Source organism: Metapseudomonas phytobenefica, from assembly GCF_043392685.1.
Classification (GTDB): Bacteria; Pseudomonadota; Gammaproteobacteria; order Pseudomonadales; family Pseudomonadaceae; genus Metapseudomonas.
In genome coordinates this window covers 157,408-172,976 of the sequence record NZ_JBHZGM010000006.1, presented here as the reverse complement: position 1 = coordinate 172,976, position 15,569 = coordinate 157,408, and the positions used below count along the sequence as shown (strand labels likewise).

The following is a 15,569-nucleotide window of genomic DNA, read 5'->3' as shown; positions in this document are numbered from 1 at the left end:
GGGGCATTTCCCTTGTGGGGGCGAATTCATTCGCCAAGGGCAGCGCAGCTGCCCTCTGCAAGGCCACAGGGCAGACCTGCGGCCTGCATAGCGAATGAATTCGCCCCCACAGGTTTTCAGTTCAGCCCATCCGCTGTGCCGGCTCCTGGTCCGGATGCTCATGCCTGTCCTGGCTCGGGCAGGTGGCGAAGCGTGCGCGGTAGGCGCGGGAGAAGTAGGACGATGACTCGAAGCCGCAGGCCAGGGCGACTTCGAGCACGCTCATGCCGGTCTGGCGCAACAGCTGGCGGGCCTTGTCCAGGCGCAGGCCGAGGTAAAAGTTCGATGGCGTTTCCTTCAGGTGCAGGCGGAACAGCCGCTCCAGCTGGCGTGGAGTGACACTCACCCGCTCGGCCAGCTCCCGCGAGCTCAGGGGCGACTCGCTGTGTCGCTCCATTTCGCCGATCACCTGCACCACCTTCTTGTTATGCACATGGAAGCGGCTGGCGATCTGCATCCTCTGGTGGTCCTGCCGGGTGCGGATGCGGCCCAGCACGAACTGCTCCGACACCTGCAGCGCCAGGGTCTCGCCGTGGCTGCGGGCGATCAGGGTGAGCATCAGGTCGAGGCTGGCGGTTCCCCCGGCGCTGGTGATCCGCTTGCCGTCGATCTCGAACAACTCCTGGGTGGCGTTCAGCGCCGGGTAGCGCTCGTGGAAGGCGTCCAGGGCTTCCCAGTGCAAGGTCAGGCGTTGGCGGCTGAACAGCCCGGCCTCGGCCAGCACGAAGCTGCCGGTATCGATGCCTCCCAGCAGCAGGCCGTCGCGTTCTGCACGATTAAGCCAGTGGGCCAGGCGCGGGCCGAAGCTGGACAGCGGCTCGAAGCCGGCCACCACGAACAGGCAGTCGCCTTCGGGCGCTGAATCCAGCCCGCCGTCCACGTTCAGCGACATGCCGTTGCTTCCCGACACCGGGCCGCCGTCCAGGCTCAGCAGGCGCCAGCGGTAGAGCTCGCCACGAAAGCGATTGGCCACCCGCAAGGGCTCGACCGCCGACATCAGGCCGATCATGGAGAAGCCCGGCAGCAGGAGGAAGCTGAAGGTCTGGGGCATGGCCGCTTTCCGCAAAGGGGATGAGCCACTAAAAGACACTACGCGGCTGCGTGCAAGAAAGCTGGTCGTTCCTGTTCAACAGGTAGTCGTTTTAGTGCGAATCGCCGGTTCGGACGCTGGGTAATTTGTCTCCATCGGGTTGTCGTGGCGCCCGAACACGGAAGGAGTCGCCGGATGCTCCAAACCCCGGCTCCTGCACAAAAAATACAAACCGTATGGCCGCAAGGGGAGCATCAATGAAACGTCTCACCGCATTCGCTGGTTGCTGTCTGTTCGCCCTCTCCACCACCGCCGCGCTCGCCGCCGAAGACGCCAGTTGCCAGAAGATTCGCGTAGGCGTGGTCGGCTGGACCGACGTAGTCGCCACCACCGCCGTCGCCAACGAACTGCTTGGCAGCCTGGGTTACCAGACCACCCAGACCCAGGCTTCGCAGCAGATCATTTTCGCCGGCATCCAGAAGAAGCAGATCGATGTCTTCCTCGGCTACTGGAAGCCGATCATGGACGACAACATCAAGCCGTTCCTGGCTTCCAGTTCGGTGAAAGTCGCCGCCGAGCCTTCGCTGAACGACGCCATCGCCGTGCTCGCGGTGCCCACCTACACCGCCGAACAGGGCCTGCGCACTTTCGCCGACATCGCCAGGTTCAAGGACCAGCTGGACGGCAAGATCTATGGCATCGAATCCGGCTCCGGCGCCAATACCGCGATCCAGAAAATGATCGACACCAACCAGTTCGGCCTGGGCGGCTTCAAGCTGATCGAGTCCAGCGAGGCGGCCATGCTCACCGCGGTCAAACGCGCGGTGAAGAACAACAAGCCGGTGGTGTTCTTCGGCTGGAAACCGCACCCGATGAACATCCAGATGCCCATCACCTACCTCACTGGCAGTGAGGACGTGTTCGGCCCCAACGACGGCGCCGCCACCGTCTCCACCGTCACCGCGCCGGACTTCGCCCAGCGTTGTCCCAACGTCGATCGCCTGCTGGCCAACCTGCGCTTCACCAGCGACCAGGAAGCCCAGCTGATGCAGCCGATCATGGAGCGCGAAGACCCGGCCAGGGTCGCCCGCCAGTGGCTCAAGGCCAATCCGGAAGTGGTCCGGGGCTGGCTCGCCGGGGTCACCACCTTCGACGGCAGGAACGGCGTCGACAGCGCACTTGCCTCCTTGAAGTAGGGTGGGCTTCAGCCCACCTGCCGGCTCGATGGTGGGCTAAAGCCCACCCTACCGGCTGCGAATGAACCCGATACACCCCATGCGCGGATTGCCCCGCGCACGGTTTCCGCTCGCCTCGCAGAAGGATGAAACAACCGTGAATTACGAAGTCATCGTCACCTGTGCCGTCACCGGCGCCGGCGATACCGTCGGCAAGCACCCGGCCATTCCCGTCACCCCGAAGGAAATCGCCGCCGCCGCCATCGAAGCGGCCAAGGCCGGCGCCACCGTCGCCCACTGCCATGTGCGTGACCCGCAAACCGGCAAGCCGAGCCGTGATGTGGCCCTGTACCGCGAAGTGGTGGAGCGCATCCGCGAAAGCGATACCGACATCATCATCAACCTTACCGCCGGCATGGGCGGCGACCTGGAAATCGGCAAGGGCGAGCAGCCGCTGGAGTTCGGCACCGGCACCGATCTGGTGGGACCGCTGGAGCGCCTGGCCCACGTGGAAGAACTGCTGCCGGAAATCTGCACCCTGGACTGCGGCACCCTGAACTTTGGCGACGGCGACTTCATCTACGTCTCTACGCCCGCACAGCTTCGCGCCGGTGCCAGGCGCATCACTGAACTGGGGGTGAAGGCCGAACTGGAAATCTTCGACACCGGCCACCTCTGGTTCGCCAAGCAGATGCTCAAGGAAGGCCTGCTGGAAGACCCGCTGATCCAGATCTGCCTGGGGATTCCGTGGGGCGCACCGGCGGACACCACCACCATGAAGGCCATGGCCGACAACCTGCCGCCGGGCGTGACCTGGGCCGGCTTCGGCATCGGCCGCGCGCAGATGCCGATGGTGGCCCAGGCCATGCTGCTGGGCGGCAACGTGCGGGTCGGTCTGGAAGACAACATCTGGCTGGATCGTGGCGTTCACGCCAGCAACGGCCAACTGGTGGAGCGGGCCATCGAGATCATCGAGCGCCTCGGTGGCCGCGCGCTGACCCCGGCCGAGGGTCGCAAGAAGATGAACCTGAAGCCGAGAGGCTGAGTCCGCTTTTCTCCCCTCTCCCTCCGGGAGCGAATCCGATGCCCTTTCCCGGACTGCATCCGGGCTACAGAACCAGGAGTCCCCGATGTCCTTCGTCACCCAGATCAAGACCTTCGCCGCTCTCGGCAGCGGCGTCATCGGCAGCGGCTGGATCGCCCGCGCCCTGGCCCACGGCCTCGACGTCATCGCCTGGGACCCGGCCCCTGGCGCCGAGGCAGCCCTGCGCGAACGCATCGCCAACGCCTGGCCGGCGCTGCAGAAACAGGGCCTGGCGCCCGGCGCCTCCCAGGACCGCTTGCGCTTCGTCGCAACCATTGAGGAGTGCGTGCGGGACGCCGATTTCATCCAGGAAAGTGCGCCGGAGCGCCTCGACCTCAAGCTCGACCTGCACGCGAAGATCAGTTCGGTGGCGCGCCCGGATGTGATCATCGGCTCCAGCACCTCGGGCCTGCTGCCCAGCGAGTTCTACGCCGACGCCGTGCACCCTGAACGCTGCGTGGTCGGACACCCGTTCAACCCGGTCTACCTGCTGCCGCTGGTGGAGGTGGTCGGGGGCGAGAAGACCGCGCCGGAAGCCGTGCAGGCCGCCATCCAGATCTACAGCGCACTGGGCATGCGCCCGCTGCACGTGCGCAAGGAAGTGCCGGGGTTCATCGCCGACCGCCTGCTGGAAGCCCTCTGGCGCGAGGCGCTGCACCTGGTCAACGACGGCGTGGCCAGCACCGGCGAGATCGACGACGCCATCCGTTTCGGCGCTGGTCTGCGCTGGTCCTTCATGGGCACCTTCCTGACCTACACGCTGGCGGGCGGCAAGGCCGGTATGCGCCACTTCATGGCACAGTTCGGCCCGGCGCTGCAATTGCCCTGGACCTACTTGCCGGCGCCGGAGCTGACCGATACCTTGATCGACCGCGTAGTGGAAGGCACCTCCGAGCAGCAGGGGTCGCGCAGCATCGCGGAGCTGGAGCGGTATCGTGACGATTGCCTGCTGGCGGTGCTTGGCGCCATCAAGGACACCAAGGCCAGGCACGGCTTTGCCTTCGTCGACTGACTCTGTCGTTGGGCCTCGCTCCGCTCGGAGCCAACCTACCTGATTCCCGTAGGTTGGTGCTGAGCTTGCGAAGCCCAACATCCCGCATTGGAGCCTTTCATGCCCACCGCCCTGACCACCTACCGCACCACCATCCTCCCCGATTGGGTCGACTACAACGGCCACCTGCGGGACGCGTTCTACCTGCTGATCTTCAGCTACGCCACCGATGCCCTGATGGACGAGATCGGCCTCGATGAGGGCGGTCGCGCCGAAACCGGCCATACCCTGTTCACCCTGGAGTGCCACCTCAACTACCTGGCGGAAGTGAAGCTGGGAGCCGAGGTGGAAGTGCGCACCCAACTGCTCGCCCACGACGGCAAGCGCCTGCATATCCACCATGGGCTGTACCTGTCGGGCGGGGAGGAATTGCTGGCGGCCAGCGAGCAGATGTTGATGAACGTGGATGCCGAGACATCGCGTTCGGCGGCCTTTGCCACGTCGGTAGGTGAGAAGGTCGAAGCGATTGCGGCAGCCCATTGCGAGCTGCCGCGGCCACGTCACGTAGGGTGTGTGATCGGGTTGCCGCCGCCTCGCTGAGGCTGCGGCTCCCGGAAAGGCGTGGTGCTCAGGCGGTGGGCATCACGTAGCGGCGGGCGAAGTCGATCAGGTCGACCTGGTTGCGGGTCTTGAGCTTGTCCATCAGGCGGGACTTGTAGGTGCTGACGGTCTTGTGGCTGATGAACAGCTGCTTGGCGATTTCCTGGTTGTTCTTGCCATTGGCCAGATTCTGCAGGACTGCCAGTTCCCGGTCGGAGAGGCTGTCCAGCAGGTGGCTGTCGCTGCATTGCCCTGACTGCGAAGCGTCCGGCAAGTGCACGGAGCTGGGGAACAGGCTGTAGCCGGAGAGCACCGAACGCACGGCGGAAATCAGGCTGAACGCCTGCTCCTGCTTGGACAGGTAGCCTGTGGCGCCGGCCTGCAGGCAGCGGTTGGCGTAGAGCGAGGCCGGCAGCGAGGTGAGCACGAGCAACTTGAGGTTGGCATCCATGGCACTGAGTCGTCCCAGGACTTCGAGGCCGTCGAGTTTTGGAATGGCGATGTCCAGAATGACCAGATCAGGTCGCAGAGACCGGGCCATGCTGAGGCCTTCGACGCCGCTTTCCGTTTCGCCGACTACCTCGTAGTCCTCGCGTTCCAGCAGTACGCGAGTGGCAAAGCGGAGCATGGGCTGGTTGTCGATCAGCAATACCTTGTTCATCCGTCGGTTCTCCTTGTCAGACTTCCCAATGAATACGGACGGCGCGCGGCCTTCTGAAAGATGCTGTTGGGAGCTCGGGTTGATTGAAGTTTGCCGGGTGCGCCTGCCCGACGGGGCAGGTTGTCCAGCGCGTCTGGAGGTGAAGGAAGTCAAGTTGGCTCGCTCTGAAAACTTCTTCAGAATTGAGCGAATTTTCCTTCGAACTACTCCAGATTCTGCGTACCAACTTTCAACAAGTCTGAAAGCCGATGCTTCGTCAATAGGTAGGAATCGAAGCAATCAGTAGGTCCGCAGGGCCGGAAGTATATGGTTGGTTTTCCTTCTGAGCGGTCGCTTAGGAACTTTCCTACAGATCATGTAGGTGAACTTCTCGCCCGCAAGGCAGACGCCACAAAAAACTCCCCCTTCGGCTAAGGTTCTGATCGTTGAATTCACCCAGGAGGCCGGCCAGTTGCGCATACCCTCTTTCCTCAAATCATCTGTTGGACGTCTCTGTCTCGTGTGCTGGATGACCTTGATCGGCATGGGCACCCCTGCTGCCGAGGATGTCCACCGCCTGGCCCTTTCCAGCCAACTGGTGGTCGACCAGCAGGACCTCGCCATCAGCGAGGAGGACTGGCACTGGCTGCGGCAGAAGCGCGAGCTGGTGCTGGGCGTGGCCGCCGATGGCACGGCCCCCATGGAGATCATTCAGCGCGATGGCAGCTATGAGGGCATCGCGGCCGACACGGCTTCCCTGGTCGGTCAGTGGCTCGGCATGCAGATCCGGCTGCGGCAGTATTCCGACCGCCCCGCGTTGCTGCGTGCCCTGGCCGCCGGGGAGATCGATCTCTTCGTCGGCGACGGGCAGGATGGCAGGGGCGCCCCGGTGATCCGCAGCCAGGCGTTCGCCACCGACCGCCTCGCCCTGTTCCGCCGCTACGACGACCGTCGCGTCCTGCCGCAGGACCTCGACGGGCTGCGCATTGCCCTGGTGCCCGGGCACGACCAGGCGCTCGGCCAGCGCTATCCCGGCACGCAGCAGGTGGTCGCTTCTTCCGTGAACGACGCCATGGCCAAGGTCGCCTTCGGCCAGGCCGACCTGCTGGCCGGTGACCTGTTGCCGATCTATTACCAGCTCAATCGCAGCTTTTACGGCCTGGTGAAATTCGACCGCTTCATCGACCAGCCCGATGTCGGCATTGCCTTCGTCATGCGCGAGGGCGATCAGCGCCTGCGGCGAGGGATCGATGCCACCTTGCGCGCCATCGGCCACTCGCAACTGGAAGAAGTCGCGCGGCGCTGGGTGGGCAGTGGCATGACGCCGGTCAGCGAGCAGCTGCCGTTGTCGGCCGAGGAACTGCGTTGGGTGGATCGCCATCCGCTGGTACGCCTGGTCATCGACGACGACAAGGCACCGCTGGCGTTCTTCGATGATGACGGGCAGTTCCGCGGCATCGTTGCCGACCTGCTGGAAACGGCGTCCCTGCGGACCGGCCTGCGCTTCGAGGCGGTCAGCCGGGCCGGAGGCATCGACCGGCAGATCGACAGCGTCCTGGATGGTGAGGCGGATCTCGCCATCCTCACTGAGAGCAAGCAGCGGGAGGCCCAGCTGCGCTTTACCCGCCCGATCTCCAGGGTGCCTTTCGCGCTGGTGGCCCGCGCCGACCAGGACGGCGCCGCCGTGGCGCTTGCGGGGAACGGGGCGGGGCAGCGCCTGGCGTTGGGCAAGGGAAACGTGGCCTACGATGAGATCAGGACGATCTACCCGGCGCTGGAAGTGGCTGATGCCGCCTCCTACCTGGACGCGATGCACCTGGTTGCGGCCGGTCGCGCCGACAGCGCGCTGGTGCCCATCACCACGGCGCACTACTACATCTCGCGACTGTTCGAGGGGCGTCTGGCGATCAGGGGGATGGTCGGGCTCGAGCCGGTCACCGCCAACTTCGCCGTTCGCCGCGCCGATACCGAACTCCACGCCATCCTCGAAAAGACCCTGGCCAGCCTCGGGCCGGACGAGCTCAACGCCATCTCCAACCGCTGGCGGGGCAGTCCCGGGATGAGCCCGCAGACCTGGCGTGACTACGGCACCCTGATCCAGCGCATCGTCATCGGTGCCGGGTTGCTGTTGCTGCTGGTGCTGGCCTGGGTCTTCCACCAGCGCCGCGAGGTGCGCCGTCGCCGGGCCACGGAACGCCAGTTGAACGACGAACTGCGTTTCATCGAGACGCTGATCGACAGCATGCCGCCGCCGCTCTACGTCAGAGACACCGAGGGCCGCCTGCTGTCCTGCAATCGCAGTTACCTGTCTGCCATCGGCCTGCCGTTGGATAAGGTGCGTGGGCGGACGGTTGCGGCGCTGCCACCGGAGGTCTTCGAGTCGGCGCCGGAGTTCCAGCAGCTCTATCACCAGGCCATGACTGAGGGGCAGATGCTGCAAGGGTTACGCACCGTGCAGATAGGCGGGCGGACCCTGTGGATCGACCATTGGGTCCATCCCTTCCAGGATTCCACCGGCGCCGTGAAGGGTGTTATCTGCGGCTGGCTCGACGTCACCGGGCACCGCCAGCTGGTGCAGGAGCTGGAGGCCGCGAAGAACCTCGCCGATGAAGCGAGCCGCGCGAAGACCACTTTCCTCGCGACCATGAGTCACGAAATCCGTACACCGATGAACGCGGTGATCGGCATCCTCGAACTGGCGCTCAAGCGCGCCGGGGACCAGCCCATCGACCGTTCCAGCATCGAAGTTGCCTACGGATCGGCGCGCAGCCTGCTGGTGCTGATCGGCGACATCCTCGATATCGCCCGGATCGAGTCGGGTCGGCTCAGCCTGGCGCCTCACAGGGCCAACCTGCGGGAGCTGGTGGAGTCGGTTGCGAGGGTGTTCGACGGCCTGGCGCGGCAGAAGGGGCTGAGCCTGGTGCTGGATATCGACTCCAGCATCCAGGGTGACGTGCTGGTGGACAGCATGCGCTTCAAGCAGATCCTCTCGAACCTGGTCAGCAACGCCATCAAGTTCACCCGCGAGGGCAGCGTTCGCCTGCAGATCGAGGGGGAAGCGTTGGAACCCGGACTGCTACGGGTGAGCCTCTGCGTCGAGGACACTGGCATCGGTATTGCCGAGGAGGACCAGCGCCGCTTGTTCCGCCCCTTCGCCCAGGTCGAGCGGGGTTATCACCAGACGGAAGGGACGGGGCTGGGGCTGGTCATCTGCCGTTCCCTCTGCGAAATGATGGGTGGCCGGCTGTCGCTCAGCAGTGTGCCGGACCGGGGTACGCGGGTGGAGGTGGAGCTGCGGCTGCATCGCCTCGACCCGGTGGAAGAGCCTGTCGCCAGCGCGGCGGCGGTGCCGCTTGCGCGACGCAGGCTGCGGGTGCTGGTGGTGGACGATCATCCGGTGAACCGGCAGATCCTCGCCCAGCAGCTCGGTTTCCTCGGCCACAAGGTGGTCGAGGCGGAGAGCGGCACGGATGCCCTGGCGTTCTGGCGCGCCGGGCACTTCGATGTGGTCGCCACCGATTGCCATATGCCGCGCATGAGCGGCGCCGACCTCGCGCGCGCCATTCGTGAAGACGAGCGCGATACAGAGGGGGCTCCGACGCTGATTCTCGGCCTGACCGCCGACGCCCAGCCGGAGGAAGTCGAACGCAGCATCCAGGCGGGAATGGACGATTGTCTGATCAAGCCCATCGGGCTCGATCTGCTGGAGGAAAAACTGCGTGCCGCCAAGAGCGGGGAACCTGCGCCCGAAGTCGTCGCGAGCACACCGGAGCCGCACGTTGCAGAAGAGCCAGGGTTGTTCGATCTCGCGCCGCTGGCGCCGTTGACGGGGGGCGATCCCGGCCTGATCCACAACCTGCTGAATGAACTGCTGGAGACCAATCGCCGGGATATGCGACCCCTGGTCGAACTCGCAGAGCAGGGCGATGCACATGGCCTGTCCGAGCTTGCCCACCGGCTCAAGGGCGCGGCGAGGGTCATCCGGGCCGAACCCTTGATAGCTGCCTGCGTGGACCTCGAACAGGCGTGCAGGACGCCGGCGCCGGAACCGTCCCACCTGCGCGCTAGTGCAGGCGCACTACGCCTGGCGTTGCTGGAACTGGAACAGGCACTGATGGCGCGGATGACCGCCGACGATCAGTGAGGCTATGTCTGTATCAAGTGTTGCCAGGACTGCTGAGCCAAGCTGATTGCCGATGAACGCTTGAGCGCGCAGCGATCAGGTCGGGGCGCAGAGCGGGGGCGGGCCGCGTTCGGAAGAGGGGGGCGTCAGGCGGGCACGGATACCTGAAAACCTCGGGCTAGATCGTAATGCTGTTCAGTCAGACACCGCCAACGGGGTGTAGCTGCTGTTGTAGGAGCGAGCTTGCTCGCGAAGCTTTCCGGGATACCGCCCATTCGCCAGCAAGCTGGCTCCTACAGCGTTTCCCCGCCGCAGAAACCAGGAACGCCGCTTACCCGGTGAGGGATAAGCGGCGTTCTTATGTGAACAGCATTACGGGCTAGAGCGTTCCCTTCAACACTGCAACCGCTAACGCAGACGTAGCCATCAATCACGCCCGCACGTGCCCTTGCGGGCCAGCAGGGCGAGGAAAGCGTCGCGGTCCTGCGGGCGGGCGAAGAGGTAACCCTGGGCCACCTGGCAGCCAAGAGCCAGCAACCGGTCGCGTTGCTCGGGGGTTTCCACGCCTTCCACCACCAGCGTCATGCCCACCGATTCGGCCAGGGCGACGGCGCTGCTGATCACGGCGCCGCTGCGTGGCTGGCTCGGCAGTTTGCGAACGAAGCTGGCGTCCAGCTTGAGTTGGCTGAACGGCAATTCGCAGAGGCGGTCCAGCGACGAGTAGCCGGCTCCGAAATCGTCCATGGCCAGTCCGCAACCCAGAAGGCGCAACCTCACCAGGCTTTCCAGGCTCGCCGCGGGGGCTTCCAGCATGCCTGTTTCGGTGAGCTCGAAGGTCAGGCCTTCCCCGGGAAGCCCGGCGTCCGCCAGGACCGTGCCGATACGCTCGACAAGGCGCTGATCGCTCAGCTGCCGGGGCTGGAGGTTGAATGCCAGGTTCACGCGTCGTCCGCTGCGGGCAAGGTCCTGCTGCAGCGCGAGCCCCTGGGCGAAGAGCTGCCAGAACAGGCGGTCGATCAGGTCGTGGGCTTCCATGGTCGGCAGGAACTGCGACGGCGCCAGTACGCCGCGCTGCAGATGACGCCAGCGCGCCAGGACCTCGGCGCCTTGCAACGTCTCATTGCCCAGGTGGAACTTGGGCTGGAACCAGGCTTCGAACTCGCCCCGATCCAGACCCCGGAGAATATCGTCCAGCGGGGGTGAGTCCGGCCCCTGTCGAGCTGCAGCCGCCTTGGCGGATTCGTCGTTGTGGCGCGCGATCATCGCCGCGGCGCGGTCCAGGTCGAAGGGTTTGCCCAGGTCGCCGAGAAATTGCAGGCCGAGGCAACGGGTCATGGCACTGATGGCCTGGCGCACTTCAGCGTCCACCTCGCTGCTGAGGATGACCGAGCGGACCACCCCCGCCTCACTCGCATGACGCAGGAAGGCCGCGCCGTCCATGCCGGACATGCGCATGTCGCACAGCGCTATGTCCACGCCGCCACAGGCTTCCAGCCGGGCCAGAGCTTCGGCACCGTCAGCCGCTTCATGGATGCGTTCGAGTCCCAGCTGGCGCAGGGCAGTGACCGCGATCAGGCGCTGGAACGGCTCGTCTTCCAGAACCAGAATGCGTAAGTTCTTCATACGGGGCTCGACAGTGGGTGGGATACCGGCCAACTTACTGTCGACGAAGTGCTCACAGCTAGGCGGTGTTTCCTGTTGGGTTGTAGGAAAATTCACCGATGACCTGAACGGGTGATTTACGGACACAGCGTCACGGACGTCCGCTCCTTTTTGATATCGAGGTTGCAATGAGTAGCAGTGCCCTGATCGTCGACGATCATCCGGTGATTCGCATGGCCGTCCGCATGTTGCTGGAGCGCAGCGGGATGGAGGTCGTCGGTGAGGCAGACAATGGCGTCGATGCCCTGCAGCTGATTCGTCAGCATGAGCCGGATATCGTCATCCTGGATATCGGCATTCCGCGCCTCGATGGTCTCAACGTCATCTCGCGAATCCGTACCCTGGGTCTCGACAGTCAGGTATTGGTGCTGACCTCGCTGCCGGCGGAAAGCTATTCCCAGCGCTGTTTCCAGGCAGGTGCGAAGGGCTTTGTCAGCAAGGAAGATGACTTGCAGAACCTGCTGACGGCCATCAATGCCATCAACGCGGGATTCAGCGTATTTCCCGCCACCACCAATGGCAATCCGGCGCCGGCATTGAGCGAAAGCGAACTGGTGGAGCGGCTCTCCAACCAGGAGCTGATGGTCTTGCAGCACCTGGCTACCGGACTGTCGAACAAAGAGATTGGCGAGCGCATGTTGCTCAGCAACAAGACCATCAGCACCTACAAGACGCGCATCCAGCAGAAGCTCAACCTCGGGTCATTGCTGGAGCTGATCGAGTTCGCCCGGCGCAATGACCTTACCGAACGCCGGGAAGGCTGACTGTTCGTCCGGTCAGCCCTGGCAGTTGAGGCGATAGCGTTGGTAGTTGCTGGATTTATCCTGCGGCGGTAGCGCGTAGGCGGCGGAACATTGCTTGCCGCTCCACTTGATGGTCAGCGTGGCCTGTTCCTCTTCGACCAGGGCCAGAGCCCTGCCGCTTGGGTCGGAGATGGCGAGTTGCTTGCCGTTGGCATCTTCCAGCGAAGCACCGAATGGGATGGGTTGGCCCTGGCTGTCGAACAGCTCGAACTGGACCCGATACCCTTTCGAACCCTGGAATCTGGCCAATACCACCGCGCCACGGCGCGGCACGATCTGCTGCGTGGCATTGTCGATCTCGATATCGCCGCCGAGATTGCGTGTGTCCAGGGTGATCCAGTTGGTCCGGTAGGGCTGGGCGTTTGGTACCACGGCGTAGCCGTTGTATCCGGTGCTGACTCCGCTGAAGTTGCTGACGCCGACGCCCGAGATTTCTGGCACTTCCACCAGTGCGAAGGTTTCACCCAGCGGTTGGCCAAGGTTGATGCCGCCAGCGTGGGCGACGACGGAGCCGGACAGGGTGAGGTTCTCCGACGTGTAGCCGCGCCCCTTGCTGTAGCCAAGGCCGACTTCCGCCAGCGAAGTGCGGCTGTTCAGGTTGACCGAAGCCGAGTTGCCCCCATTGCTGCTCCGGCTGCCTTGCACCGAGTAGGAGGTATCACCGTCTTCGGTCAGATAGCCGTGTACGCCGAGCTGCGTGTTGTCGCCGTTGTCATTGTGGCTATTCGAGAGGTATGCGCGTGGCGCCCGTGGCCGCGAGCCCAGCGGGAAGGACACGGACAGGTTTATCTGGGTGTCGTCATTCGACGGGCCGGTGGTACCGATGTTGCGGGTCTGGCTCACGCTGAAGTTGTAGCTGACGTCGCGCCAGCCATTGGAGTAGCCGGCGGAAAGGCTGCGCGAACCGCCCCGATCCCAGTAACGCTCGTCACTGGCACTGATGTAGAGGCTGCCGTACTTGCGTTGGCCAAGCGTCTGGTTGACGGTCAGGTCGGTACGGATCTTCGAGCGGCCGCTGGTGCTCGGCACGCCCAGGGAGAGTTCTTGAACATGGTCGGAGAGTGTCCGGTAGCCCTCGGTGGAGTAGCGATAGGCTGCCAGGGTGAAGCTGGTATCGGTGCCGGTGAAGGTTTTCGAGTACAGCGCACGCAGGCTGTTGCCTCGGGCGGAGAGCCCGCGAATCCGGCTGTTCGAGTGGGTAACGTCGACCGAAACGGCACCGATCGGGGTATTTCGCCCGGCACCGAGCGATACGGCATTGAAGTCCTGGGTGGCCTGGGTGCCAGCAATGGCCGTCAGGTTGCTGCTGAGGCCATAGGCAGCGGTCGCACTCACGAATGCCGGTTTTTTGAGGTCGTCGCCGTTGCTGTTGAACTCGCCTGCAGAAAGGCTGTAGTTCAGCTGGCCTTCGCGGACCATGGTCGGCAGGCTCGAAAAAGCCTGCAGGCTTACGCGCCGACGCCCGTCGGCCTCGATGATGGTGATCTCCAGGTCGCCGTTGGAACCGGTGGGGTAGATGTCGTTGATCTCGAACGGCCCCGGCGCCACGGTGGTGGAGTAGAGGATGTAGTCGTTCTGGCGAATCTCCACGGTGGCGTTGGTTTCCGCAACGCCGCGGATGACCGGCGCGTAGCCGCGCTCGCTATCCGCCCTCATCGCCTCGTCGGTGGCCAGCTTGATGCCGCGGTAGCGCACGCTGTCGAACAGGTGGGCATCGGAGTAGATCTCGCCCAGGGTGAGCCGCCCCTTGAGGCTGGTGACGTCGCGCTCCAGATAAGTGCGGTTGCTGGTGAAGCTGCTTGGCTGGCCTGTGCCCGTCCGGTAGTTCGACTCGTTGCGCAGGCGCCAGGCACCCAGGTTGATCCCGTTGCGCAGGCCCAGGTTGTTGAATGTCCGTCGGCCGTAGTCGTCCCGGTTCCGGTTGGTGTTGAACTGGTAGTTGATGAAGGCGGCCGAGACACCGTTGTCCCACAGTGCCGGGTCAACGTAGCCGCGTCGGCCCTTGAGCATCGCGATCTGCGGAATGCTGGCGTACAGGCGCAGGCGGGTCGAGTCGTAGCGCAGCGTGGCCTGGTCGATCAGGGTCGGCAGGTCGTAACAGGTGTCGGCCCCGTCGGGATCGAGCACGCCCTGTTCCACCAGCTTTGCCAGGTCGATGCCCAGCAGATGGAGCAGCTCGATATTCAGGCAGGGTTCGACGTTGCCCGTCTGCTGATTGCGAATAAAGTCGATGTCCTTGCGCCCGACCAGAACCTCGTTGCTGTAAAGGTCCACCCGGTAGTTGCCAGGCACGACGCTATTCGCCTGCAGCAGCGACTGCAGGTCAACGGCGGACGGCGCACCTTTGAGGAAGGTCGTGTTGAACGAGGCGACCTGGAGGGCGTCCGCCGGCAACGGTTCGGGGGACTTGGCATGCAGAGCCATCGAAGGGAGAGCCAGGGAAATGGCTAGCGCGAGTTTGCTGCGGTGAACCAGAGGACGCGCCCCTCGGTTGTCCGCGGGCAACCGAGTGCACAGTCCCTCGATGTGGCTGGGCCAATTGCTCATTTCTCACTGCCTGCGAGCTGCCCGGCTCACCTCCCCTCAGGAATGAGGGTGCCATGCGGGAGCGTTCAGCACCCGCCGGAGGTGAGCCGGAGGTTGAGGGTAGAACTCGTTACGGAGCTCAGCTGGACCGCTTTGCTGTGGCTCCAGCGGGACTCCCGACGGAAAGGGTTACGGAGTAGGGCACCTGGGCTCCGTAGTCGTTGATGCAGGAGAAGGTCAGATCAACGGTTTTCGCAGACGGCAGGTCCGGGACACTGAATGTCCGCTCTTCGCCGGGGGCGATCATGGTGGAGTCGATGACCACCGTCGTGCCCAGCTTCACGTCGCCCATGGAGACGTGGAACTTGCTCGGGTTTCGCAGCTTCAGTTCCGTCTTGCCGCCATGGCGCGCGAGCTGCCATTGCAGTTCTTCCGGTGCGAGGTGGGCCTCGGCCGTCAGCCCCTCCGGACGGAAGAACATCTTGATTCGCTGGCGTACGGCCAGCTGCAGGACGTTCTGGCCTTCGCTGGTCTGGGGAATTTCCTGGACGTTGAGCCATAGCACCGACTCCCGGTCGGTGGGCATGCCGCTGCCTTCGTAGAGAATACGCAGCAGCTGTTGTTCGTTCGCCGGTACGCGCGCCAGCGGAGGCGTCACGGCAAAAGGTGGTGGCGCGTCCAAATCCTTGTCGCTGTCGATCCAGGACTGAACAAGCACGTCCTTTCCAGTGTTGCGAACTGTGATGGTGGCCTCTTTGTTGGGGCTCTTGAAAACGATACGGGTGGCGTTGAGAGAGATTCCCGCGGAGGCGTGGGAAGCCAGCACCAGGCAGAAGGCGCCCAGGCAAGTGGAGATCGTGCGACGGAGCATAGGGATTACCATCAGGTACCAGGGA

The 15,569-nt window shown here is 64.3% G+C and carries 11 protein-coding genes; 6 read left to right on the top strand and 5 right to left on the bottom strand.

All coding sequences use genetic code 11. From position 1 onward, the window contains the following. Nucleotides 1–121: 121 nt before the first annotated feature. The gene (locus ACFW0B_RS07820) at nucleotides 122–1,090 is read right to left on the bottom strand and encodes a GlxA family transcriptional regulator (RefSeq protein WP_449147366.1); all 969 of its coding nucleotides are present in this window, start codon (nucleotides 1,088–1,090) and stop codon (nucleotides 122–124) included. A gap of 236 nt (nucleotides 1,091–1,326) precedes the next feature. Between ACFW0B_RS07820 and choX the strand changes: the two genes are divergently transcribed. From choX to ACFW0B_RS07800, 4 genes are all read left to right on the top strand, one after another. Then, complete coding sequence (gene choX, locus ACFW0B_RS07815; protein ID WP_449147365.1) at nucleotides 1,327–2,265, top strand: choline ABC transporter substrate-binding protein; 939 nt, start codon at nucleotides 1,327–1,329, stop codon at nucleotides 2,263–2,265. A gap of 136 nt (nucleotides 2,266–2,401) precedes the next feature. Further along, a complete protein-coding gene (locus ACFW0B_RS07810) occupies nucleotides 2,402–3,289 on the top strand; it encodes a beta-keto acid cleavage family enzyme (protein WP_449147364.1) in 888 nt (295 codons plus the stop codon). 85 nt (nucleotides 3,290–3,374) lie between these two features. Next, the gene (locus ACFW0B_RS07805; protein WP_449147363.1) at nucleotides 3,375–4,340 is read left to right on the top strand and encodes an L-carnitine dehydrogenase; all 966 of its coding nucleotides are present in this window, start codon (nucleotides 3,375–3,377) and stop codon (nucleotides 4,338–4,340) included. Nucleotides 4,341–4,439: 99 nt separating this feature from the next. After that, nucleotides 4,440–4,919, top strand: a complete 480-nt coding sequence (locus tag ACFW0B_RS07800; protein WP_449147362.1) for a thioesterase family protein — start codon at nucleotides 4,440–4,442, stop codon at nucleotides 4,917–4,919. 28 nt (nucleotides 4,920–4,947) lie between these two features. Here ACFW0B_RS07800 and ACFW0B_RS07795 read toward each other — a convergent pair whose 3' ends face one another. Beyond that, nucleotides 4,948–5,580, bottom strand: a complete 633-nt coding sequence (locus ACFW0B_RS07795; RefSeq protein ID WP_449147361.1) for a response regulator — start codon at nucleotides 5,578–5,580, stop codon at nucleotides 4,948–4,950. Nucleotides 5,581–6,088: 508 nt separating this feature from the next. Between ACFW0B_RS07795 and ACFW0B_RS07790 the strand changes: the two genes are divergently transcribed. Next, on the top strand, nucleotides 6,089–9,703 hold the full coding sequence (locus ACFW0B_RS07790) for a transporter substrate-binding domain-containing protein (protein WP_449147360.1): 3,615 nt from the start codon (nucleotides 6,089–6,091) through the stop codon (nucleotides 9,701–9,703). Nucleotides 9,704–10,108: 405 nt separating this feature from the next. On the opposite strand, the gene ACFW0B_RS07785 is transcribed toward ACFW0B_RS07790, so the two are convergent. After that, entirely contained in the window at nucleotides 10,109–11,305 is a 1,197-nt protein-coding gene (locus tag ACFW0B_RS07785) for an EAL domain-containing response regulator (protein ID WP_449147359.1), read from the bottom strand. 167 nt (nucleotides 11,306–11,472) lie between these two features. On the opposite strand from ACFW0B_RS07785, the gene ACFW0B_RS07780 reads away from it, so the two are divergent. After that, nucleotides 11,473–12,108, top strand: a complete 636-nt coding sequence (locus ACFW0B_RS07780; protein WP_449147358.1) for a response regulator — start codon at nucleotides 11,473–11,475, stop codon at nucleotides 12,106–12,108. Between the two features lie 12 nt (nucleotides 12,109–12,120). Here ACFW0B_RS07780 and ACFW0B_RS07775 read toward each other — a convergent pair whose 3' ends face one another. Next, complete coding sequence (locus ACFW0B_RS07775; RefSeq protein WP_449147357.1) at nucleotides 12,121–14,694, bottom strand: fimbria/pilus outer membrane usher protein; 2,574 nt, start codon at nucleotides 14,692–14,694, stop codon at nucleotides 12,121–12,123. Between the two features lie 118 nt (nucleotides 14,695–14,812). Next, nucleotides 14,813–15,544, bottom strand: coding sequence for a fimbrial biogenesis chaperone (locus ACFW0B_RS07770; RefSeq protein ID WP_449147356.1), 732 nt, complete (start codon nucleotides 15,542–15,544; stop codon nucleotides 14,813–14,815). Between the last annotated feature and the right edge of the window lie 25 nt (nucleotides 15,545–15,569).